17 protein-coding genes and 1 riboswitch are annotated in these 23,513 nt (G+C 72.4%); of the genes, 8 read left to right on the top strand and 9 right to left on the bottom strand.

Going from position 1 to position 23,513, the window contains the following annotated elements; all coding sequences use genetic code 11:
- The first annotated feature begins 54 nt into the window (after positions 1-54).
- The gene (locus Pma05_RS39955) at positions 55-873 is read left to right on the top strand and encodes a S1 family peptidase (protein ID WP_203862748.1); all 819 of its coding nucleotides are present in this window, start codon (positions 55-57) and stop codon (positions 871-873) included.
- Positions 874-1,063: 190 nt separating this feature from the next.
- On the top strand, positions 1,064-4,201 hold the full coding sequence (locus Pma05_RS39950) for a winged helix-turn-helix domain-containing protein (RefSeq protein ID WP_203862747.1): 3,138 nt from the start codon (positions 1,064-1,066) through the stop codon (positions 4,199-4,201).
- Between the two features lie 54 nt (positions 4,202-4,255).
- On the opposite strand, the gene Pma05_RS39945 is transcribed toward Pma05_RS39950, so the two are convergent.
- Positions 4,256-4,933 carry a BON domain-containing protein gene (locus Pma05_RS39945; RefSeq protein WP_203862746.1) on the bottom strand — a complete coding sequence of 226 codons (678 nt, stop codon included), beginning with the start codon at positions 4,931-4,933 and terminating at the stop codon, positions 4,256-4,258.
- 244 nt (positions 4,934-5,177) lie between these two features.
- On the opposite strand from Pma05_RS39945, the gene Pma05_RS39940 reads away from it, so the two are divergent.
- Together Pma05_RS39940 and Pma05_RS39935 are read left to right on the top strand one after the other, a co-directional pair.
- The gene (locus Pma05_RS39940; protein WP_203862745.1) at positions 5,178-7,262 is read left to right on the top strand and encodes a hypothetical protein; all 2,085 of its coding nucleotides are present in this window, start codon (positions 5,178-5,180) and stop codon (positions 7,260-7,262) included.
- A gap of 329 nt (positions 7,263-7,591) precedes the next feature.
- Positions 7,592-10,318 (top strand): cellulose binding domain-containing protein, encoded by a 2,727-nt coding sequence (locus Pma05_RS39935; RefSeq protein ID WP_203862744.1) that lies wholly within the window; start codon positions 7,592-7,594, stop codon positions 10,316-10,318.
- Positions 10,319-10,416: 98 nt separating this feature from the next.
- Here the strand turns inward: Pma05_RS39935 and Pma05_RS39930 are convergent, their stop codons facing one another.
- Together Pma05_RS39930 and Pma05_RS39925 are read right to left on the bottom strand one after the other, a co-directional pair.
- Complete coding sequence (locus tag Pma05_RS39930) at positions 10,417-10,836, bottom strand: hypothetical protein (protein WP_203862743.1); 420 nt, start codon at positions 10,834-10,836, stop codon at positions 10,417-10,419.
- Positions 10,837-11,021: 185 nt separating this feature from the next.
- Positions 11,022-11,165, bottom strand: coding sequence for a hypothetical protein (locus Pma05_RS39925; protein ID WP_203862742.1), 144 nt, complete (start codon positions 11,163-11,165; stop codon positions 11,022-11,024).
- A gap of 451 nt (positions 11,166-11,616) precedes the next feature.
- Here Pma05_RS39925 and Pma05_RS39920 point away from each other — a divergent pair, with 451 nt between their 5' ends.
- Positions 11,617-11,988, top strand: coding sequence for an STAS domain-containing protein (locus Pma05_RS39920; RefSeq protein WP_203862741.1), 372 nt, complete (start codon positions 11,617-11,619; stop codon positions 11,986-11,988).
- 69 nt (positions 11,989-12,057) lie between these two features.
- Here Pma05_RS39920 and surE read toward each other — a convergent pair whose 3' ends face one another.
- The 4 genes from surE to Pma05_RS39900 all read right to left on the bottom strand — a co-directional run bounded on the left by surE (position 12,058) and on the right by Pma05_RS39900 (position 16,534).
- Positions 12,058-12,885 carry a 5'/3'-nucleotidase SurE gene (gene surE, locus Pma05_RS39915; protein WP_203862740.1) on the bottom strand — a complete coding sequence of 276 codons (828 nt, stop codon included), beginning with the start codon at positions 12,883-12,885 and terminating at the stop codon, positions 12,058-12,060.
- Positions 12,882-13,859: a PfkB family carbohydrate kinase gene (locus Pma05_RS39910; protein ID WP_239314125.1), complete on the bottom strand. Its 978-nt coding sequence runs from the start codon at positions 13,857-13,859 to the stop codon at positions 12,882-12,884. Before Pma05_RS39910 ends, surE begins: the two co-directional genes overlap by 4 nt.
- A 95-nt stretch (positions 13,860-13,954) precedes the next feature.
- Positions 13,955-14,533 (bottom strand): hypothetical protein, encoded by a 579-nt coding sequence (locus Pma05_RS39905; protein ID WP_203862739.1) that lies wholly within the window; start codon positions 14,531-14,533, stop codon positions 13,955-13,957.
- A 132-nt stretch (positions 14,534-14,665) separates the two neighbouring features.
- Positions 14,666-16,534, bottom strand: a complete 1,869-nt coding sequence (locus tag Pma05_RS39900; protein WP_239314123.1) for a carbohydrate-binding module family 20 domain-containing protein — start codon at positions 16,532-16,534, stop codon at positions 14,666-14,668.
- Positions 16,535-17,039: 505 nt separating this feature from the next.
- Here Pma05_RS39900 and Pma05_RS39895 point away from each other — a divergent pair.
- Positions 17,040-18,281: a cellulose binding domain-containing protein gene (locus tag Pma05_RS39895; protein WP_203862738.1), complete on the top strand. Its 1,242-nt coding sequence runs from the start codon at positions 17,040-17,042 to the stop codon at positions 18,279-18,281.
- Between the two features lie 75 nt (positions 18,282-18,356).
- Here Pma05_RS39895 and Pma05_RS39890 read toward each other — a convergent pair whose 3' ends face one another.
- Positions 18,357-19,460, bottom strand: a complete 1,104-nt coding sequence (locus Pma05_RS39890) for a coiled-coil domain-containing protein (RefSeq protein ID WP_372441637.1) — start codon at positions 19,458-19,460, stop codon at positions 18,357-18,359.
- 6 nt (positions 19,461-19,466) lie between these two features.
- A riboswitch (cyclic di-AMP (ydaO/yuaA leader) is annotated at positions 19,467-19,595 on the bottom strand.
- Positions 19,596-19,969: 374 nt separating this feature from the next.
- Entirely contained in the window at positions 19,970-22,510 is a 2,541-nt protein-coding gene (locus Pma05_RS39885) for an ABC transporter permease (protein ID WP_203862736.1), read from the bottom strand.
- A 51-nt stretch (positions 22,511-22,561) separates the two neighbouring features.
- Here Pma05_RS39885 and Pma05_RS39880 point away from each other — a divergent pair, with 51 nt between their 5' ends.
- Together Pma05_RS39880 and Pma05_RS39875 are read left to right on the top strand one after the other, a co-directional pair.
- Positions 22,562-22,795 (top strand): hypothetical protein, encoded by a 234-nt coding sequence (locus Pma05_RS39880; protein WP_203862735.1) that lies wholly within the window; start codon positions 22,562-22,564, stop codon positions 22,793-22,795.
- An 82-nt stretch (positions 22,796-22,877) separates the two neighbouring features.
- On the top strand, positions 22,878-23,405 hold the full coding sequence (locus Pma05_RS39875; RefSeq protein WP_203862734.1) for a hypothetical protein: 528 nt from the start codon (positions 22,878-22,880) through the stop codon (positions 23,403-23,405).
- The last annotated feature ends 108 nt before the right edge of the window (positions 23,406-23,513 follow it).

Raw genomic sequence — 23,513 nt, 5'->3', positions numbered from 1 at the left:
ATTCGGCGCTAGGGTGCTGCCTGACCACGACTCCGACACCCCTGGAGGTCAGTCATGTCCCGACCACACCCGGCGCGCGTGCTCGTCCGCCGCACGTGCCTGGTGGCCGCGCTGGTCGCCGCCGGCCTGTCCCTGCCGGCCGTCGCCTCGGCGGCGCCCTCGACCGGGTACGCGAACGTGCCCGAGACGTCCGACGCGCCCGCACCCGAGGCCACCGACGGCGACGGCGGCGTCGGTACGCTGGTGGTGAACGGCCGGCCGGCGTCGGAGAACTACTCGTTCCTGGTCTACACCTCGGGCTGCTCGGCCTCGTTGATCAAGGCCGACTGGGTGGTCACCGCCAAGCACTGCCCGACACCGAGTTCGGTACGGGTGGGCAGCGTCAACCGCACCAGCGGCGGCACCGTCGTCAGTGTGGTACGCGCGGTGAACCACCCCTCCATCGACGTGAAGCTCTTCCAGCTCGGCAGTTCGGTGAGCCACGCCCCCGCCGTCATCCCGAGCGCCTCCGGGGCGGTCGGCACGGCGACCCGGATCATCGGCTGGGGGCAGACCTGCCCGACCCGGGGCTGCGGCTCGGCGCCGACCGTCGCCAACGAACTGGACACCTCGATCGTGGCCGACAGCCGGTGCTCCGGCATCAACGCGACGTACGAGATCTGCACCAACAACACGAACGGCAACGCCGGCGCCTGCTACGGCGACTCCGGTGGCCCGCAGGTGCGCAGCATCGACGGCCGGTGGAACCTGATCGGCGCGACCAGCCGGGCGGGCAACAACAACCCGACCTGCGCGACCGGCCCGTCCATCTACGGCGACCTGCCCTCGATCCGGGCCTGGATCAACACCCAGGTCGGCGGCCTGCCGTCCTGACCGACCCGCTTCCGAAGACCCCCACCCGGGCCCGGCGACCAGCGCGCCGGGCCCGCGTCGTGTCGCCGGCTCGGAATCGCCCGGCGGTGCCGGGTGAACCAGGCTCGTCCGCAAGGGGTGAACCGCTGCGGGCCGGGTATCCGCCTCGGACCGTCGTATCCGGCGGGCCGGAGGAGGTGGGGCGTTGTCGATGGAACGGATCGAGGAACTACTCGCCGGAACGGTGGCGCCGGCCACCGCCGGGGCAGCCGCCGGCCCGGACGGCGGGGCCGGGCGTCCGCCGCCGCTGCTCACCGCGAAGCTGACCGCCGCGCCGCGCTCCGGGGCGGTGCTGCTGCCCCGACCCCGGCTGTTCGAGCTGCTCGACCTCGGTACGGCCGGGCCGCTGACCCTGGTCTCGGCCTCGGCCGGCTGGGGCAAGACGGTGCTGCTGAGTTCCTGGTACCGGGCCCGTAACGCGACGGACGGCCGGGCCGGACAGAGCCCGGACCGGGGCCCGGTGGGCTGGCTCTCGCTGGAGCCGGGTGACGGCGGCGCACGGCTCTGGTCATACCTGTACGCCGCGCTGCGGCCGGCCGTCGACGGCCCGGAACCGGATGCCGGGGACGAACCGGATCCGGCGTACGGGCTGGAATCCCTCGCCGACCAGCTGGCTCGGCGTACCGGGCCGGCGACGCTGATCCTGGACGATCTGCACCAGGTGGACGACCCGGAGGTCTCCAGTGGGCTGGAGTTCCTGCTCCGGCACACGGCGGGACGGCTGCGGCTGGTGATCGGCTGCCGTACCGACCCGGGGCTCGCCCTGCACCGCTGGCGGCTCAGCGGGGAGTTGACCGAGATCCGCGCCACCGACCTGGCGTTCCGCCCCGACGAGGTCGCCGACCTCTTCTCCGCGTACGGGGAGCCGCTGCCGCCCGAGCAGGTCCGCGGGCTGGTGGGCCGTACCGAGGGCTGGCCCGCCGGCCTGCGGTTCGCTGCGCTCGCCCTGCCGGGCCACCCCGACCCGGCCCGCTTCGTCGAGGAGTTCACCGGCGAGTATCCGGATGTCGGCGACTATCTGACCGAGGAACTGCTCGCCGAGCTGTCCGGCGACGCCCGGGAGATGCTCTGCCGGGCATCGCTGGTGGCGGGCTTCTCCGCCGAGCTGCTGGACACGCTGACCGGGCGGACCGACGCGGCCCGGGTACTGTCCGAACTGGACCGTCTCGGCGGGTTCGTGATCCCGCTCGGCGGCCGGCCGGCGGGATACCGGTGCCATCCGATGCTCGGCGAACTGCTCCGGTCCGAGTTGGCGCGTCGCCCCGCCGAGCAGGTGGCCGAGCTGCACCGCAGAGCCGCCACCTGGCTCACCGCGCACGACCTGCCGGCCGAGGCGCTCCGGCACGCGCTCGCCGCCCACGACTGGCCGTACGCGACCGGAGTGCTGCTGCGGCACTGGCCCGACCTCGTCCCCTACGGCCAGTACGCCCCGACCCGGCCGGCGCCGCCGGCACCGTCCCCGGAGGTGGTCCGGGCCGACCCCGAACTCGGCCTGGCCTGTGCCGCCGATCGGCTGGACGGGGGCGAGCCGGCCGCCGCCACCGGCTATCTCGCGCTCGCCGCCGAGCACACCGACCTGCTCGACGCCGCCGGCCGGCACCGGTTCCGGCGGATCGCGGCGGCCCTGCGGCTGGCCGTCGCCCAGTCGGCCGGGGACGAACCGGCGGTACGCGCCGGTGTCGCCGACCTTCTCCGACCGGATCCGCCGGACATCCACTCCGGCGTCCCGGAGGTGACCGCCGACGCGGTCACGGGACTGGGCGGCGACCCGGGCCCGAAGCTGAGCGTCGACGGTGGCCCGGTCGTGGGCGTCGACGGTGGTCCGGTCGTGGGCGTCGAGGTCGACGCCTATCTGGACGCCGACCGAATCGACCTGGGCCGGCTCACCCTGCTCGACCCCGGCCACCCCGGCCACCCTGACCTGTCCGACCCCGCCCGGACCGACCTCCTCGGTGCGGGCCGAGCTGAGCTGGGTGCAGCGGGCTGGGCTGGCCCGCCCGACTCCGGGCTGGGGGATCCGCCCGACTCGGGGCTGGGGGGTCCGCCCGACCTGGGGCGGCTCGGGGTCGACCTGGTCGACGGCGGGGACTCCGGCCGGAGCGATCTCGAACTCCGGGCGAGCGTGGTGGCCAGGATGGTGCCCGGGACGATCCGGTTCGGGACGGGCGAGCCGACCGCTGCCGAGCCGGAGATCGCCGACGGGCTGGCCGAGGCGACCCGGGCGGGGCTGTCCCGGGTCCGTCGGCTGTGCCTGGGCAGGTTGGCCCTGACCCGGGCGATCCGGGGCGAGCTGACCAGCGCGGACGAGGCCGCCCGCGCGGCACTCGGCGCGGCACCCTTCGGCGGGCTGGTCCGGCCGGCGGACGGCGTACACGGCTGTCTCGCGCAGGCGCTCGTCGCGCTGTACCGGGACCGGCCGGACGACGCGGACGCCAACCTGGCGCTCGGCGTCCGGGCCGCCGAGTACGTCGACGAGCCGCTCGTGCACGGTCTGGTCGGCGTGATCCAGGCTCGACTGCTGCGTGACCGGGGCGACCTGACCGGTGCACACCAGGTGCTGGCGGGCAGCCGGCGCCGCCTCGGCGATCGGGCGGAGGCGCAGCCACTGGCGCACTGGCTGCTCGCCGCCGAGGCGGAGCTGTGGATCGACCACGGCGACGTGGAGCTGGCCAGGGAGATGCTGACCCCGGCACTGGAGCGCGGAACGGCCCCGGTCGAGCCGCTGGCGGTGGCGCTGTCCCGGGCCCACCTGCGGGCGCGGGATCCGCAGGCCGCCCTGCGTACGCTGCCGGACTGGGAGGCGCCGGCCGGGGCTGGTGGACCGCTTCCGCTGCGGCTGGCGGCCGGACTGCTCGACGCGAGCGCGGCCCGGCTGACCGGCGACCACCGCCGCGCCGCCCGGGTGCTGGAACACGTGCTGCGGTTGGCCGAACCAGAGGGCTTCCGGCAGGTCTTCACCCGGGCTGATCCGCCGGTACGGGACCTGCTCGCCGCCCACCTCGACTCGGGTACGGCGTACTGGCCGATGGTGCGGGAGTTGCTCGACGCCGCCGACGGGGCGGCCGGACCGGCGATGTCGTCGGCGGCACCACCGGGTGAGCCGCTGACCGAGCGGGAGCTGACCGTGCTCCGCTACCTACAGAGCATCCTGTCCAATGTGGAGATCGCGGCGGAGCTGTCGCTCTCGGTCAACACCGTCAAGACGCACGTCCGGAACATCTACCGCAAGCTCGACGCCACCCGGCGCCGGGACGCCGTACGCCGGGCCCGCGAACTCAACCTGATCTGACTGTTTCTCGGAGCGGCCGTCCCAGTCGGCCACGTCGTCGGCGAGCCCGACGCCTCACAGCCGTACGGTGATGTGGTTGTCGACGGTCGTCACCCCCGGGGCCGACCAGGCGACCCGTTCGGCCTCCTCGCGTTCGAGCCACGACCGGACGTTGCCGGTCAGCACCACCGCGTCGCCCTCGATCCGGATGTCGATCCCCGCCGCGTCGGTCTCCACGCTGCGTACCAGTGCACTGTGGATCCGTTCCGAGATCTCGGCCAGCTCCGGTTGCTCGTGCGGTTGCACCGAGATCCCGTTGGTGAGGCCACGGACTCCGGCGAGTCGGCGTACCGCCTGCTCGGCGGCGCGGCGCTGGTATTCCCACTCGACCTCGCCGCGCAACACGACCCAACCGTTGGAGACGGTCACGTCGATCTCGGCGGTGGGGACGAAGGCGTCCCAGTCCAGGGCCCGGGTCACCGCCGCCGCGATCTCGGGGTCGTCGCGCTCGGCCGAGGACGGCAGGCGTACCTCCAGGTCGTTCGCGACCGCCCGGACCCGGTGTACCCGGTGCGCGGCCCGCTCCGCCGCCCACTTCTTGGCGTAGTTGTCCACCCAGCCGCGCAGCGTCACCACGCCGTCCTGCACCGCGACACCGATCTCGTTCGGCTGGACCCGGGGCTCCCAGGCCAACTCCGCCAGGATGTCGCGCTGCATCTCCTCGTCGCTGGGGTTCGTCGCGCGGCTGGCCATTCTCGGTCCTCCGAACGGTCGGGTACGGCGCTCCGGGCGACCGGTAGGCTCCGCCCCGCCGGTCACGTCAGCGCTTCGACTCTGGCCCGCCCTCGGGTGAGCGCTCCTCACCCGCCGGGGGTGAGCCGGAGCGGGGGCGTGACAGCCCTGGCGAACATCAGGAATCATCAATGCCGGTGACCTGCTCCGGGGCAGGCGCCGGTGTGCTGTGGGGACAGGGCCCGGGCCGGAAGGAATGGGCAGGATGACGATCGAGCGGCAGACGGCGCCGGCCGGACCCGACGACCAGGCTGGTGGCGGACCCGACGAGCGGGCTGGTGGCAGGTCCGACGAGCGGGCCGGTGGCGGGCCCGAGCACCGGACGGGACCGCCGGAGCGGGCCGCCCCGCCGGTCGGCTCGGGTCGGGTGCCCCGGGCCCCCTTCCTGGTACGGCTGGTGAGCCACGAGTGGACGCTGGCCGTACTCGGCGGGCTGCTGCTGGCGGTGCTGCTGACCTGGCCGACCCTGCGCGACATCACCAGCACGATTCCGCAGGACATCGGGGATCCGACCCTCCAGGCGTGGCAGATCGCCTGGGGCGGCCACGCGGTGCTGAACGACCCGACCCAGTTGTGGCACTCCAACACCTTCTATCCGGAGCCCTACACCTACGCCTACTCCGACACCCTGCTCGGCTACGCCCCGTTCGGCATGGTCGGCGAGGGTCCGGTGGCCGCCGTGGTCCGTTACAACATCCTCTACGTGCTGGTGCACGCGCTCGCCTTCATCGGGGCGTACGCGCTGGTCCGGCAGCTCGGCGCGGGCCGGATCGGTGCCGCGGCGGCCGGGGTCGCCTTCGGGTACGCCCCCTGGAAGCTGGCCCAGGCCGGGCACCTGCACGTGCTCTCCATCGGCGGCATCGCGTTGGCCCTGGCGATGCTGGCCCGGGGGCACGGCTGGTCGCTGCGGTACGGCTACCGGCCGGACCGGCGCCGTCCCGGCTGGGCCTTCGCCGGCTGGCTGGTGGCGGCCTGGCAGATGACTCTCGGCTTCGGCATCGGGCTGCCGTTCGGCTACGTGCTGGCGCTGGTCTGCCTGGCCGCCGGTGTCGGTTACGCCTGGTCCTGGTGGCGGCGCCGGTCCCGTCCGCCGTTCGGTCGACGGCTGCTCCTCGCCGACCTGGCCGGCGGGGCGGTGTTCGGTGGGATCACCATCCTCATGGCGCTGCCCTACTTCGAGGTGGTGGCCCGGCACCCGGCCGGCCGGCGGAGCCTGGCGCACGTGCAGATGTTCTCGCCGCCGTGGCGGGGCTTCCTGACCGCGCCGCCCGAGAACTGGCTCTGGGGTGAACGGCACGCCGCCGCCCGGGCGAGCCTCAGCTTCGCCGGCGAGATGACCCTGCTGCCCGGGGTCGTGATCATCGGGCTGGCCTTCGCCGGGCTGTTCTTCTCGGTGTGGCGACTGCGGCACCGGCTCCTGCTCGCGGCCGGCGTACTGGTCAGCGTCGGGCTGGCCAGCGGCACCACGCTCGGCGGCGACGGCGATCCCGGGTACGCCACCCTGGTGCTGCACGCACCCGGCTTCGACGCGATCCGGACCTCCGGTCGGCTGGTGCTCTGGACGACCCTGCTGCTCGGCATCCTGGCCGCCGGTGCGCTGACCGCGCTGACCCAGCTCGGCACGGAGCCCGCCGCCGACCAGCCCCGACCGGAGCCGGGTCCGTCGGCCAAGACCGAGAAGCCGCCCGCCACCGACCCGGGGCAGCCCGACCAGGCGCCGGATCAGGCTCCGGCGGAACGGGCGGGGCGACCCGGCGTGCCGGTACCCGTGTTGCGGATGGCCGCCTACCAGCCCCCGCCGGACGCCGAAGAGCCGGACCGGCCAGCCCTCGGCCGGCGTGCCGCCCGGTTCCGGACGGCGCTGGTCCGGCTGGTCGCACTGATCCCGCTCGCGCTGATCGTCGTCGAGGGGGTCAACACCACCCCGCACGCGCCGGTGATCCCGCAGCCGGCCGCGTTGCGCGGGGTCGAGGGCCCGCTGCTGGTGCTGCCGAGCAGCGGCACCCTGGAGTTCAGCGTGATGCTCTGGTCCACCGACGGCTTCCCCAAGATCGTGAACGGACTGGCCGCCTTCACCCCGGACTCGCAGGCGCAGACCCTCGGCATCACGGCGAGCTTCCCCGACCGGCTCAGCGTCGACCACCTGCGGCAGGTCGGTGTTCGTACCGTGGTGGTGCTGCCGGAGTACCTGGCCGGGACGCCGTGGCAGGAGGTGCTGAACCGGCCGGTCGACGGGCTGGGGATCACCCGCGAGGAGGTCGCCGGCTCGGTGGTGTTCCGGCTCGGCTGAACCGGCCCACCGCAGGGCCGGCTCCCGTGAGCCGGCCCTGTACCGCCGGGTTTAGTTTGGGACTCCAACTATTGACAGCGTGTACAGCGGTGTGTGAGCGTCTGCACGACGCCCTGCGGGAGCCAGGACGACGCCACGGGAGCAGGGGCAGCTCCCGGCTCGGGAAGTCCTCCGTCCATGCGCGCGATCGGCGGGACCATAGCGGTCCGGATCGTTCCCGGCGTCCACATCGGAACGCCCGCCGCGCCGACGGTTCGTCCGACCCCCCGGCGTGCCAACCCCCGGATGCGCCGGCCAGCGCAAGCTCTTTGACACAGGGAGCCGTACACATGCGTAGAAGTCTCGCCAGTTCGCTCGCGGCCGTACTGGCCGCCGGCGCGGTGGCCGTGGTGGCCCAGATCGCCGTCAGCCCCTCCGCGACTCCGGCCTCGGCCGCTGCGGCGGAGCCGTACTCGTGGAAGAACGTCCGGATCGACGGCGGCGGCTTCGTCCCCGGCATCGTCTTCAACCCCACCGAGCGGAACCTGATCTATGCCCGCACCGACATCGGCGGCGCCTACCGCTGGGAGCAGTCCAGCCAGAGCTGGACCCCGCTGCTGGACTGGGTCGGCTGGGACCGGTGGGGCTGGAACGGCGTGCTCAGCATCGCCACCGACCCGGTGCAGACCAACCGGGTCTACGCGGCGGTTGGGATGTATACCAACGACTGGGACCCGAACAACGGCGCGATCCTGCGCTCCACCGACAAGGGCAACACCTGGCAGGCATACCAGTTGCCGTTCAAGGTGGGTGGCAACATGCCGGGGCGGGGCCAGGGCGAGCGGCTCGCCGTCGACCCGAACCGGAACAGCGTCGTCTACTACGGCGCCGAGGGCGGCAACGGACTCTGGCGCAGTACCGACTACGGCGCCACCTGGGCCAAGGTGGGCAACTTCCCGAACCCCGGCAACTATGCCCAGGACCCGAACGACCCGAACAACTACCTGAACGGCAACCAGGGTGTCACCTGGGTCAGCTTCGACAAGTCCACCGGCACCGCCGGCAACACCACCCAGACCATCTACGTCGGGGTCGCGGACAAGCAGAACCCGGTCTACCGGAGCACCAACGGCGGTACGAGCTGGGAGCGGATCGCCGGCCAGCCCACCGGCTACCTGGCGCACAAGGGTGTCGTCGACCCGGTCGGCGGCTTCCTCTACATCGCCACCAGCGACACCGGCGGCCCGTACGACGGCGGCAAGGGCGACGTCTGGAAGTTCAACCGGGCCACCGGGGCGTGGACCCAGATCAGCCCGGTACCGTCCAGCAGCGCCGACGCGTACTACGGGTACAGCGGGTTGACCATCGACCGGCAGAACCCGAACACCATCATGGTGGCGACACAGATTTCCTGGTGGCCGGACGCGATCTTCTTCCGGAGTACGGACGGCGGCGCGACCTGGACCCGGATCTGGGACTTCACCTCGTATCCGAACCGCTCCAAGCGCTACAGCATGGACATCAGCTCGGTGCCGTGGCTGACCTTCGGCGCCAACCCGTCCCCGCCGGAGGAGACCCCGAAGCTCGGCTGGATGAACGAGTCCGTCGAGATCGACCCGTTCGACGGCAACCGGCTGATGTACGGCACCGGCGCCACCATCTACGGCACCACCAACCTGCGCAACTGGGACAGCGGCGGCACGGTCACCATCCGGCCGATGGTCCGAGGGCTGGAGGAGACCGCCGTGCTCGACCTGGTCAGCCCGCCCTCGGGCGCCCCGCTGGTCAGTGCGCTCGGCGACGTCGGCGGCTTCCGGCACACCAGCCTGGACACGGTACCGGCGGCGATGTTCACCCAGCCGGTCTTCACCAGCACCACCAGCCTGGACTTCGCCGAGCTGAACCCGAGCATCATGGTCCGGGCCGGCAACTTCACCGACGCCGACCGCCCGAACGACAGCCACGTCGCCTTCTCCACCGACGGCGGGGCGAACTGGTTCCAGGCCCAGGAGCCGGGCGGCGTCAACAGCGGCGGCACCGTCGCGGTGGCCGCCAACGGCAGCCGGTTCGTCTGGGCACCCGGCGACTCCGGCCAACAGGTGGTCTACTCCGTCGGGTACGGCAACTCGTGGAGCCAGTCCAGCGGCATCCCGGCGAACGCGGTCGTCGAGGCCGACCGGGTGAACCCGAACAAGTTCTACGGCTACTCGGCCGGCCGGTTCTACGTCAGCACCAACGGCGGGCAGAGCTTCACCGCCTCCGCCGCCACCGGGCTGCCGAGCAGCGGCGCGAAGTTCAAGGCGGTGGCCGGAGCCGAGGGGGACATCTGGCTGGCCGGCGACACCGGCGTGTTCCGGTCCACCAACTCCGGAGCGAGTTTCACGAAGCTGTCGAACGTGAGCAGCGCGGTCAACGTCGGGTTCGGCCGGGCGGCGCCCGGGCAGACGTACCCGGCGGTCTTCGCGGTCGCCACCGTCGACGACGTACGCGGGGTGTACCGGTCGGACAACGCCGGCGGCGCCTGGGTACGGATCAACGACGACCAGCACCAGTACGGCAACATGGGCGAGGCGCTGACCGGTGACCCGAGGGTCTACGGACGGGTCTACCTCGGTACCAACGGTCGGGGCATCCTGGTCGCGGACCGGCTCGGCGGCCCCTCCAACCCGCCCACCGGCACCCCGACGGCGACTCCGACCACCCGCCCGCCGACGGCCACCCCGACCACCCGGCCCCCGACGGCCACCCCGACCAGCACGCCCCCGCCGAGCGGGGCCTGTACGGCCTCCTACCGGGTGACCGGCTCGTGGCAGGGCGGCTTCCAGGCCGAGGTGACCGTGCAGAACACCGGCGCGTCGGCGATCACCGGCTGGACGGTGGGCTGGAGTTTCGCCAACGGCCAGACGATCAGCCAGATCTGGGGCGGTACGCACACCCAGACCGGTGCGGCGGTTTCGGTGCGGAACGTCTCGTACAACGGCAGCCTGGCACCGAACGTCTCCACCACGTTCGGCTTCCTCGGCAGTTGGACCGGCGCGAACGCCGTGCCGGCGCCGGTGAGCTGCGCGCGGAGCTGAGCCAGGATCGGGGCCCGCACGGCCGGGGCCCGGCGCGCTTCCGCGCCGGGCCCCGGCTTCCGTGTACCCACCCGACCGGCCGGGCGGGCACGCAGGGATCAGGTGGTGTCGACCCGGATCGGTGAGTTGGCCCGGTCGATGTCCACGAACTCCATCCCGTCGCTGGCGGGCAGTTCCTTCTCGGCCCGGGCCAGCGCGGCCCGGGAGGCGGTGGATGCGGCCCAGGCCAGGGCGGCGCCGACCAGACCCGCCCCGACCAGCCACGCCCAGGGGAGTCCCGGGCGGCGGCCGGCGAGAGCGTCGTACGCCCGGCCGGCCCGGTCCCGGGCCTCGTCGGTCACGGCACCGACCCGGTCGCCGGCCTGGCTGGTGAGGTGGGATCCGGTCCGCCGCGCCGAGCGGGCGGTGTGCTTGACCGAGTCGCCAGCCGAGTTGACCACGGTGGTCAGGTGTTCCCACGCCTGGTCGGCGATCCGCTCGGGCGTGCTCCGATGTTTCCGCAGGTTCGTTCCGAGCATCGTGCTACCTCCTCGGTCGCCGAACGAAGCGGCCACTTCGGACAGAGGCGTCTGTTCGGCGCGGTTGCGGGTTGCTACTGGGGAGGTGCCCAGGCATCTTTCCTGGCAAACCCGGGATCACGTCTCGAAGTCTGCCGGAACCGGCCGAGATCCGGTGCCGGTACGCGGCAAGTGGACGCTCACAGTCAGCCGAGCAGGACGACGGGCGCACGCTGGGCGAAATCGTCGTCGTCATCGTCGTCGTCATCGCCCCCGCCGCCGAATCCGCAGGCGAGTACCAGAGCCAGCAGCGCGCCGACCCCAGCCAGTCCGATCAGCTTCCTCAGCATCAGGTGTCCCTTCCCGAGCCTGGGTCGCCCGTCCCGCGCGACGGACGGATCACCCCATGCTAGGGGCTGGTCGGCACACCCGCCCGGTGAGCGACGCCGGCCCCGCCGGTCCCGGCAGCCCCGCCAGCCACCCGCTGTCGCATAGGCGACAGAGATTCGGGTACCCCGCATCGGGGTCGAGCGAGTGAGGTCGAGCGAGGTACGACACAGGGCACCGGTCGCCCGCGCCGGCCTGCGGGACGGCTACGCTGAGAGGCGTTGACGCGAAGGTGTGGAAGCTGACGGCGCAGGAAAATTTAGCGTAGTTTGCCCCGTTACCGGGTAGGTTTGTCGGCTCGTTGAATAGATTGCCCGTCCGGAAGGGTGGCGATCGGGGCCGTGAGAGGAATACTCTCGGTCGCGGCCCGCGTACTGATTAGGCGCCCGGACATGGGCGAGTGGAGGTGCTCGCGTGAGCCTGTCGATCGTCAAGTCGGTCTTGCCTGGTGGAGTTGTGGAGATCGCCCCTCGGGGAGAAATCGACGTCGATACGGCGTACGAGGTTCGTGAGGCGATCGCCGGAGTTCTGACCAAGGGTCGACCGTCCAGGATCGAGCTCAACATGCGACTGGTCAGCTTCATCGACTCCGTCGGTATCAGCGCCATGGTCGCCGGCTTCCAGACCGCGGAGGTCAGCGGCGTCAAGCTCGTGGTCACCGAACCGAGCCGGTTCGTCCACCGGCAGCTCTGGGTCACCGGGCTCCTCGGCCTCTTCGGCGCGCCGGAGCCCTACTTCGCGGGCGCCGCGACCGCCGCCGAGGTGGTCAAGGTCCCCGGCGCATGACCGTCCCCGGCCCGCGAGCTGATCGTCGCGGACCGGGAAATCCCACCCCTCACCGAACCCTTTTCAGGCTCACAGTGGATCCTCCAGTCCGGACAGATCCACGTCGGACGCCTCGGTGACCGCCCGGATCGCCGTCACCGAGGCGTAACCCGCCGCCAGCCAGGCCACGTCCGTACCCGGTTCGACGTGCTGGCCGGACTCCTCCAGAGCGGTACGCACGAAACCCTTGCCGGCCTCGGCGACCGTCATCTGCACCTGCCCGAATCCGGCCAGGGTGCCCCGGCGTACCCCGCGCAGCCGCTCGTAGGGCAGGTCGGGGGAGTTCACGTTCAGTACGCTCTCCACGGGTACGGCGGTCAACCGGGGCAGCAGGTCCAGCGCCACCCGGGCCGCGGTCGCCCAGTGCCGCCGCTCATCCCGGTCCGGTCGGGTCACCGCCACCGCCGCACCGCCACTTCCGGTGCTCGCCTCGTGCACGGAGAGTACGTCGAGCGAGACCGCCATCCCGTGGCAGCCGTTGGCGGCGGCGGTGAACGCCGCGCCGACCGTGCCGGAGTGCAGCACCGCCCGGCCGGCGTTCGCGCCCCGGTTGATCCCGGAGAGCACCACCGAGGGCGCCGGCCCGAACGCCCCGTGCAGGGCGATCAGGGTGATCAGCGCCGGTGAGCCGGCCACCCCGTACGCCGGGACGCCGGGCAGCTCCTCGATCGGGTGCTCCTCGACCACCACCCGGCCGTCCCGCTCCACCGCACTCATCGCGGCACTCGCGCCGCTGGCCTCCTCGCTCGGGGCGGCCACCACCACGTCCAGTCCGCGCCGCACCGCCGTACGCGCCAGCCAGTGCAGCCCGGGAGCCGCGATGCCGTCGTCGTTGGTGACCAGTACCCGGATCGTCATGGCTTCGTCGTCCGGTGCGCCAGCTCGTCCGGGGTCAGCCGATCCTGCCGGTCCACCCGCATCGGCGCCAGTTTCACCCGGTCGACCAGGCCGGCGATCGCGTCCGGCCGACCGGTGCCGAGCCCGTGCCGGGTGACGTTCAGCGCGCCCGCCGCCGCCCCGGTCCGGGCGGCGAGCCGGATGTCGCCGCCCTGGGCCAGCACCGCCGCCACCCCGGCGGTCATCGAGTCGCCGGCACCGCGCGGGTCCGCCACCTCCAGCCGGGGCATGTCGAGTTGGGCCACCTCGCCGTCGACCAGCACCAGCGCCGGCTCCTCGGCCCGGCTCACCACCACCGACTCGGCCCCCTGGGCGTGCAGCGCCCGGATCACCCGGATCAGCTCCGCCTCGCCGTCGTCGGCGGCCAGGCCGTCCCGGAGCAGCTCCTCGTGGCTGACCTTGAGCACCGACACGCCGCCGTGCAGCACGGCCGCCAGGTGCGGACCGGAGAGGTCGGCGACCACCCGGCTGCCGTTGTGGCCGAGGTCGGCGGCGAGCCGGCGGTAGATCTCCGGCGCGACCAGGGACGGGTGGCCGGGGCCGCTGAGGATGCTGACCTCGGCGTTCAGCCCCTCGTTCAGCGCGAGGTTGTACAGCTCGTCCAGTTCGTGCCGGGCGAGCGGATGGCCCGGCACCGAGGCGATCTCGTGGCGGTTGCCGTCCCGCCGGTCGTGCACGTAGCCGCCGCTGCTGGACTCCCGGTGGATCACCCGCAGGTCGACTCCCTCACTGGCCAGCAGCGGTTCGAGTACCTGCCCGATCTCGCCGCCGAGCCCGGCGCAGAGCACCACGGGTACGCCCAGACACTTGATCATCCGAGCCTGCCACACCCCCTGTCCGCCGGGATGCAGGTGGATCTCGGTCTCGTCGGCGGGCTGGTCGATGGTGACCGTCAACTGCGGGTCGGGAGCAAAGACCATCACATGTCCGCTCATGCCCGTTAGATACCCTGTTAGCCGCTATCCATGCCGCTCGCAGGACCGCCGGCGGGACGACGTACCTGGTGGTGGTACGCGTCGACGCGTCGAGATCACCCTGTCGGCACCCGCACCGCTGTCTCCGTACGCGTTCCGGCAGGCCCGGGCCGGGCACCTGGAGCTGGCGGCCCGGCTGCCGGCCGTGCCGGCCGCCGCCCGGCCCTGACCGTGCGGTTTCGGCCGATCCGGCCCCACGGCTTGTAGGTGGAGAGCACCGTGGCGACGAGCAGCAGGGTGCTGGAGACGATCGGCGCCGCCAGCAGCCCCTGCCGGGCCCCGGGCGGGGTCGCCGCGCCGAGTTCGGCGGCCCGCAGGCTCGGCAGCAGGGCGAAGAGCACCGCGCCGAGCATCACGGTGGTGATCACCATCTTGACCAGTACCCACCGGTGCTTGATCAGGCCCCAGGGCGTGAGTAGCGCGCTGGCGACGCCGACCAGCCAGGCGAGCACGCTCAGCGGTACGAAGACGGCCTGGCCGACCAGGGCCATCACCGGATAGACCACGTCCGGGTCGGCGCCACGCGCTCCGGCCACGCCAAGGGTCAGCAGCACCACGTCGACGCCCAACCAGCCGACCGAGGTGACCAGGTGCAGGGTGAGGAGAGCTTTTCGCCAGGGCGGAGAGAGCTTCATGTCGGCCATGCTGCCGCCGCGCCGATCTCCGCGCGTCGTGCCGGTGTGGACGACCGGGGTACGCAACTCGACGTACGGCCGGGGCGTCCCCGGGGTGGCCGACCCCGGGGACGCGCCGCGAATCCGAGCAGTTCAGCGCCAGATGTCGGTCCAGGTCGCGGTGCAGGGGGCGGTGGCCGGGGTGGTCCGGGACCGGTTCGGATCGCTCTCCCAGATCACCTGGCCGCCGTTCCGCTTGACGTACTTGTACTGCACGGCCGTTCCGGCGGGCAGGTCGACGGTGCCCCGCCAGACCGGATAGTCGGCCGAGGAGAGCGGCACGCCGTTCGCCGGGTTCCAGTTGCCCAGCGCCGGGACGTTGCCGGTGACGTAGACGTTCTCGCCCCAGACCGTCGTCGCGGTCACCGCGAAGGTGGTGGCGACGGTGGCGCAAGAGCCACCCGTCGGGGTCGGGCCGGGCCCGCCGCCCGAGGTCCGCGCGTTCACGTGCAGTGCCAGGGCGCCGTTCGCCGGCACGGTCGCGGTGACCTGGCCGGCGTTGTCGACCTGGTACGTCGTACCGGTGCAGGAGCCGCCGGTGAAGTCCCCGCCCAGCACGTCGCAGTACGTGCCGGCCGGCAGGCTGGTCTGGAAGGTACGCGTCAACGGGCCGCCCGCGCGGTTGAAGGCGACATATCCCGCGCTGCCCCGGCCGAAGGCGATCTGGTTGCCGCCGTTGCTCCACCAGTTGGTGACCCCGGCCCCGGCGGCGGCGTTGCGCAGCCCGACCATGTTGGCGGTGGTCCGCCAGCGGTGCTCGCAGGCCCAGCCGCCGTTCGCGCAGTTCACCGGGCTGGTGGTGCCGTTGCCGTCGCGGGGCGGCCCCGCGTCCGGGTCGCTGAAGGTGAAGCTCGACATCACCTGCGGGACCCCGTACGGCCAGGCGATCATGAACGCTTCGGCCAGCGCGTACGCCGAGCCGTCCCGGTAGGTCAGCCGGGCCCGGCCGTTGCGCTGGGTGTCGTGGTTGTCGATGAACGCCACGGCGTCGCCGGAGCCGAGCCGCATCGACGAGGCGAGGTTGGAGAGGTTCGCGAGGTTGCCGTCCCGGAACGCGTTGCCGACCACGTCCCCGTAGCGGAACTCGGTGACGTCGCCGATCCCGGCGTACTCCTCCGGGGTGGGCTCGCCGGAGCCGCCCTCGATCACCTCGGAGAAGACGTACGGGTCGCCGGTGACGGGGTCGACGATCGCGGCCAGGTCGGCGGCGGGCAGGTGCTTGGCCGCGTCCACCCGGAAGCCGTCGACGCCGAGCGAGACCAGGTCGTTCAGGTACCCGGTCAGCCTGCCCCGCACATAGGACGACTCGGTACGCAGGTCGGCGAGGTCGACCAGCTCGCAGTTCTGGATCTCCCAGCGGTCGCCCCAGTTGACGATGTCGTCGTTGCCGTTGCGTCCACAGTGGTGGAAGTCGCCGCTGCCGTACGGCACGGCCGGATAGTCGTAGTGGCCGTAGGCCGAGCCGGCGCTGCCGGACCCGGTCGAGGCGCCGCCGGCCATGTGGTTGACGATCGCGTCCACATAGATCTTCACTCCGGCGTCGTGGCAGGTGCGGACCATGCTGGCGAAGGCGGCCCGGTCGCCGCGCCGGGTGGTCAACTGGTAGCTGACCGGCTGGTAGTCCTGCCACCACGGGTAACCCCGGCCGGGGAGTACGACGTGCTCCTGCGGCGGTGAGACCTGCACCCCGCCGAAGCCCTTCGGGCCGAGTACGGTGCTGCACTCGTTGGCGATCGACGCCCACGGCCACTGGAAGAGGTGCACGATTACGTCTTTGGCACCCGGGCTGGCCGGGCTGGCGGTGGCCTGCTCGGCCCGCCGGTCGGCGACGCCGGCCGCCAGCGCGGCGGCGAGCACGCCGGTCAGGGCGAGCGCGGCAATTCGTCGGGCGGCAATTCTCCGGCTGGCGGTTTCTCGGTTGGCGGTTCTTCGGTTGGCGGTCGGAACTCGTCGGGTACGCACCGGAACCTCCCATGCGCGAGGAGAGCGGGGGTCGGTTGATCTGCAAGTTCTTGCAAATGTTGCCGGGAAGCTATCACCGCGTTCCGAGGCCGTAAAGCATAGCCAGAGCTGGATGTCTGGACTGGTTTGCCCAGGATGGACCCGCTTCGCTTTGCAGAGATCGCCGTACCGGATCGGCAGTCCAGAAACATCGCCGCAGGTCCCGTGAGAGTGGCTCGCCGTCCGGCGCTTGCAGAACTTTCATCGCCACCGCTCCCATCGTGGAGCGTTCGAGAGGGTTTGCTCGTATCGATGGTTGTCTCTAAGCTTGGTCGGCGCCACCACGGGGACGACCGGGTACGGGCTGGCCGGAACGTCGTGGTGGATTGGTGATCATGGGAGCTGGTCACGGGAGCCCACCGAGGGCGGTACGCGCCGTGCGTGCCGGCCACTCGTCGTCGTAACAGCACTGCCGGCACGCGCCAGGGACGGCGACGGGGCCGGCAGTCGTCCGAGAGGAACTCCCATGAGGATCTCCGCACCGTACCGTCGCGTCTCGCTGGCCCTGGCCGCGGTGACCGCGATCGCCGCGAGCAGCGTCGCCGTGGTCGGCACCGGTCTGGCGCCGGCCGCCCAGGCCGCCGCCGGCTGCCTGGTCGACTACCAGGCCAACCAGTGGACCGGTGGTTTCACCGCAGCCATCCGGGTGACCGCCGGGGGCACGGCGGTCAACGGCTGGACCGTGACCTGGACCTACGGTGGCGACCAGCGGATCACCAACAGTTGGAACGCCCAGGTCAGCCAGTCCGGCGCGACCGTGACCGCCCGGAACGTGGCCTGGAACGGGTCGCTGCCGGCCGGTGGCTCCACCGAGTTCGGCGTCCAGGGCAGCTATTCCGCCAGTTCGGCGGCACCGACGGGGTTCACCCTGAACGGCGAGCCGTGCAACGGCGCCGAGCCGACCACTCCGCCCAGCACCGCGCCGCCGACCACCCGGCCGCCGACGACCCCGCCGACCAGCGTCCCGCCGACGGTCACGCCACCGCCGACCGTACCGCCGACCACCCCGCCGCCGAGCGGCTGCGGTACGGCGGTGCTCTGCGACGGCTTCGAGAACCAGGGCGGTACGACACCCTCCGGCGACTGGAGCGTCAGCTACCCGGACTGCTCGGGCAGCGGCACCGCCAGCATCGACACCTCGGTCGCGCACCAGGGCACCCGGTCGGTACGCGTCAACGGCGCCGTCGGCTACTGCAACCACGTATTCGTCGGCTCCACCCGCAACCTCGGCACGGTCGGCGCGGTGCGGTACGCCCGGCTCTGGGTACGGCACACCACCGCGCTGCCGACCTCGCACGTGACCTTCCTGGCCATGCGGGACGCCAACGACGGCAACCGTGACCTGCGGATGGGCGGGCAGAACGCCGCCCTGCAATGGAACCGGGCCTCGGACGACGCCACCCTGCCGGAGCAGAGCCCGAACGGAGTGGCGCTGAGCGCGCCGCTGCCGGTCAACCAGTGGACCTGCCTGGAGTTCATGGTGGACGGCACCCAGGGCCGGCTCTCCACCTGGGTCAACGGGACCGCGGTGACCGGACTGACCGCCGACGGTACGCCCACGCACGACGTCGACGGGCAGTGGTACAACCGGGCCAACTGGCGGCCGAACCTCACCGACCTGCGACTCGGCTGGGAGAGCTACGGCGAGGGCGCGAACACGCTCTGGTTCGACGACGTGGCGCTCGGCGCGAGCCGGATCGGCTGCTGAGACGAGAACCGCCGGCACTGCCCAGGGGTGGCGGGCGGTGCCGGCGGTCCGCGATCGGTGCGGAGGTGCGGTCGATCAGTTCATCGACAGGTGTACGTGGTTGGTGTGGTCGCTGGACGGGTCACCGTTGCCCCCGTTGTACGTCTTCCAACCACTGCTCGGCAGCCAGATCTGCTTGAACCAGATCACGTACAGCACGCCCAGTCGATCGGCGTTTCGCACGAAGTACGCCGCCAGGTTGTTGCCGTACGTCCGGTCGCCGCCGGTCGCCACTCCGCCGAACCCGCTCTTCTGGGCGGCGAAGTCGCATGCCTGACCCTTCGGATGCTCGCCGCTGCCGCCACTGCGGAAGCACGAGACGAACCGGGTGAAGCCGGCCGCCTTGGCCTGCTGCAAGGCATGCAGGGTGCGCGCGGTGATGCAGCCGCTGGTGGTGGGGTCGTTGAGACTGCACGACTCGTCGGGGAACGAACCGTCGGCGTTGCGGGGTGCCGGTCGCGCCGACCCGCCGCCACTGCCGCTGATCCCCGAGCCGGCGCCGCCGCTGTTGTTCGCCGCCGCCAACGCCCGTTCGGCCTGCTTCTTGCGGGTCTCCATCACCTCGACCTGCTTGCGTTGCTCGCCGACCTCCTTGTCGAGCGCCGCCTTGGCCTGGGTCTCCTTGTCCAGGCTCTCCCGCAGCCCGCGCAGTTCCCGGCTCTCGTTCGCCGAGATGGTGTCGAGCGCGGCGGCCCGGTCCACCAGGCTGGTCGGAGATCCGCTGTTGAGCAGGGCGGAGACCTGCCCGAGTCGACCGGTGCGGTATGCCATCCCGGCCATCTCGGAGACCCGTTCGCTCCGGGTCGTCACCTCGGTACGCAGCGCGGCGAGCTGCTGGTTCAGTTCCTTCTGCCGCTTGACGGAGTTGTCCAACTTGTTCTTGGCGGTCAGGTAGCCCTTGCTGGCGGTCTGGAGCTGCTCGCGCAGGCTGTCGGTACCTCCGTCGATGTCGTCCCCGCCGGGTGCCGCGGCCAGCGCCCCGGGGGTCGCGTACTCCGGTGCCGCAGCGGCGGGTGCGCCGCCGAGCGCCGCGAGGACCATGCCCAGGGCGACGGCCACGGTGGTCGCGGCCTTCCTGGGTGTTCTCGTGGCTCTCCGCGCGGACGCCGGAGCCTGTCGGATGGGTGCCAGGAACGGCATATGACAATGTCCTTCCGTCAGCCGCCGACCGGGTTAGCTGACGGGTTTGGGACGGAAGATCCCTACCGCTGGCGCGGATGCACCCCTGGTACGTGGTTCCCCGGCTCGCGCGTGGCGATTAGGCGACGGTTTCCGCAGGCGCCGGAGGGCGCCGCCCGGCGGAAACCGGAGCCGAGCCTACCGGCAGTTGCCGTCCGGGGATACGTGGCGTTGCTGAGTTACCCTCGCGATTCTCCTGCTTCGAGGTGATGTATCCGGACAAAAATATCCAGCACCGGAGCGAAACTTAAGATGCCGCTAACTATCGGTGAGCCTCGACGGCTACCGACCGCAGATTTCCGACAGTTCCGGCCGACCGCCCCAGCACGCAGCGCAGCGTCGCGGCCGGTTACCGGATCGGAGATGTCGAGCCTGCGGCGCCGATCACCGGTCGGAGATGTGTAGTCCACCCGCGACGCCGGTCACCGGGTGGAGACGTGGAGTCCACCCGCGACGCCTTCGGGTCCGGCTCACCCCTCGTCGCCGAGCGCGGCGACGATCGGTGCCCGGGCGGCCCGGCGGGCCGGCAGCAGGCTGGCCAGTACCGCCGCCGAGGCGGCCAGCGCGGCGCAGAGGGCGAGCTGCCCGACGGGTACGGCCGGCAGTCCGTGGCCGTAGCCGCTGATCAGGCCCATCGCCGCCGTCCAGCCGAGGCCGAGCCCGAGGGTGATCCCGGCCAGCGCCCCGACCGCACCGGCCAGGGCCGCCTCGGTCAGCAGCATGGTCGCCAGTTGCCGGCGGGACAGGCCCAGCGCCCGGATCGTCGCCGACTCCCGGCGCCGCTCGACGACCGAGAGCGCGAGCGTGTTGCCGATGCCCAGCACGGCGATCAGCACCGACATCCCGAGCAGGGCGGCGAAGATCCCCAGCAGCTCGTCGAGGGTACGGGACAGCGCGTCGGCCTGGTCGGCGAGGCCGCGTACCCGGACCGCGGGTTGGTCGGCCAGTGCCGCGTCCAGCGCCTGCCGGCCGGCTGCCGTCGACACCCCCGGGGCGAGGTCGACCAGCAGCCGGTCCGGCTCCCCGGGGCCGTACGCGCCGACGAACGACGCCCAGGAGACCAGGGCGGCACCGTCGACCGGGGTGTCGTCGTAGACCGCCACCACGGTCAGCGGACCGGGTGGGCCGAGGCCGAGCGCGATCGGGTCACCGACCCCGATGCCCCGGTCGGCGGCGAGCTGCCGGCTCACCGCCACCGTTCCCGGGGCCAGCCCGGCCAGGCTGCCGGCGGTCACCTCGGGGCGGATCGGCCCGTGCAGCCGCTCGGGCGGTACCGCCCAGATCCGGATCCGGTCGTCCAGCGGTGAGCTGGCCAGGCGTACCTCGGCGACGGTGCCGAAGGCGGGATCGGGGCGGAGCCGCTGCGCCACCCCGGGCGGCAGCGGGCCGCGTACCGCCTCCGGGGAGCCGTCGGTGCGGACCCGGTCGAGTACGAAGTCGACCGGGAAGTTCTCGGTCAGCTCCCGTCCGGCCTGCTCCCGGGCGGTCGCCAGCAGCACGCTGAACATCGCCATCAGGGCCACCCCGATGGTCAGCGCCGTACTGGTCGCCGCCGCCCGCCGGGGATTGCGTCGGGCGTTCGCCACGGCCAGCCGTACCACCGGACCGAAGACCCGGGCCGGCAGCCAGCCGACCAGCCGGACCGCCCGGGGGACCAGCAGCGGGGCCGCGACCACCGCGCCCAGGAAGGCGACCATGCCGCCGCCGAGCACCAACGGCAGCCCGGGAAAGGCCAGCGGCAGCCCGGTCGCCACGGCCAGCCCGCCGGCCCCGACCAGGCCGAGCGCGAGCGCGATCCGGGTACGGCGACGCCGGCCGGCGCCGGCCTCGGCGGCGTCCCGGGACCGGAGTGCGGCCAGCGGCGGTACCCGGCTCGCGTCCACCGCCGGCACCAGCGCGGCCAGCACCGTGACCAGGGTGCCGAAGCCGAGCGCGACGGCCACGGTCGGCCAGCGCACCACCGGGGCGTGCAGCGGGATGTCCGAGGCGACCAGCTCACGACCCCGGATCAGCCCGTACCCGACGAGCAGGCTCGCCAGCAGCCCGCCGACCGAGGCGAGCAGGCCGAGGATGCCCGCCTCCAGCAGTACGGCGCCGCGCACCTGCCGGCGGGAGGCGCCGACGCAGCGGAGCAGGCTGACCTCCCGGACCCGCTGCGCGCCGAGCATCGCGAAGGTGTTGTAGATGACGAACGCCGAGACGGTGAGCGAGACCAGGCCGAAGCCGAGCAGCACGGCGAGGAAGCCGTCGACGTACTTGGCCGCCTGCCGGGCGAGCCGGTCCCGCAGGTCCGCCCCGGTCAGCGTCTGCGCGCCGGGGCCGACCGCCTCGGCGACCCGGTCCCGCAGCCGGGCCGGGTCGGTGCCGTCGGTCGCCCGGACCACCACCTGGGCATAGTCGGTGGTACCGGTCAGCGTGCCGAGGTCGGCCGAGGTCAGCGCGGCGACGGCCGAGCCGCCGAAGAGCCGGTTCACCCCGAGGTCCAGCGTGCCGACCAGCCGCAGCCGGTGTGCCGTGCCGGCCCGGTCCAGCACCGTCACCGGCCCGTCGACGGCGAACCCCGCCCCGGCCACCGTGGCCCGGTCCAGGGCGATCTCACCGGCGGTGCTCGGCAGCCGGCCGGCGGCCACGTCGTACGGGGACAGTGTGGCGTCACCCGGCACCGAGAGGGCGTACCCGATGTGGTCCTGGCTGGTGATCAGCTTGCCGTTCCGATCGAGTACGCCTAGCCAGGCGACCACCCGCCCGTCCACCGCCGCCACGCCGTCGACGGCCGCTATCCGGCGCACCGTCGCCGGGGAGAGCAGCCCGTGCTCCGGCTCCACCACCACGTCCACGTTCCGGGCCGACCGGGCCAGGTCGGTGTAGAACGCGGCCCGGGCGGTGTCGCCGTAGACCAGCGTGCCGGCGAGGAAACCGACCGCCACCACCACCGCGAACCCGGTCGACACCACCCGTACGGCGTGCGCGCGCAGCCCGGCCAGGGCGAGGCGGAGCAGCGGGCGATTCATCCGCCGGGGCGGGTGCCGGGGTGCACCGGTTCGACGGGCCGCATCGGGCCAGTGTCGCCGGAGGCAGGGCGCGGCGGCGCCGAGCTGTCGAGATGCGGACAGCCCGGCGCCGGCCCGAACTACGCGCGCCGCCGCGCCGCCGACCGGCCCGCCGACGAGGAGACGAACGCACAGATCCTCGCCCGGTACGCGGGCGGGACGGACTCCGAAACGTCGCGCCCGCGCTGTACCTGGCTGGGCGTGTTGCGGAAGTGGATCAAGACCGTAGATGATTACGCGCTGTGAGAGCTGCGGCCTGGCCAACGACCAGGGGATTCAGCTAGAGCCGTGCGTCCGTCAGCACCCTCCCGGAAAGTCAGGTGATCTGGTGAGTCTGCGCGAACTGGAGGAAGCCTTCCCAGCCTTGCTGGGCATCCGGTCGGCCGAGCGCCGATCCATCGATTGGGAGTTCATCCGACGCGAGACGGGTGTCGTACTGCCCTCGGACTTCGTTGCCCTCGCGGAGACCTATCCGCCGTTCACGGTGGACGACTTCCTGGGTCTGCACATCCCGTCGGCCGGAGAGGAGCGCTACTTCGTCCGTGGCGTACAGGAGGGCCTGCGCAACCTGTCGGAGCTGCGTGCCGCCGGGATGTCGCACGGTCACGCCCCATACCCCGAGCCCGGCGGACTTTTCCCCTGGGGCGATTCCGCAGAAGGTGACATCTTCTACTGGCGCACAACAGGCGCGGAAGACGAGTCGTGGACCGTGCTGGTCGCCAGCCATAACGACGACTGGTGTGAGTATGACGGGAGCCTGACCTCCTATCTGGCGGCGAAGGTGCGCGGGACGGTTCTCCCGGACGGTCTGCCGCCGGATTTCCCGAGCCCAATGCCGGTCGTCGAGGCTGACTGACGTGCGTCGCCCAGGCTGGCCCGGTCCGTCTGCGCCAGGGGCAAGAGAGTTGCACGCGTGCCGATCCCTACGCTTCCGTCCCCGAGCCGGGGCGCCTTCATGTCGGCA

It is taken from the genome of Plantactinospora mayteni (genome assembly GCF_016862935.1).
Lineage (GTDB): Bacteria > Actinomycetota > Actinomycetes > Mycobacteriales > Micromonosporaceae > Plantactinospora > Plantactinospora mayteni.
The sequence above is the reverse complement of the archived record's forward strand: the minus strand, read 5'-3'. Positions and strand labels throughout refer to the sequence as shown.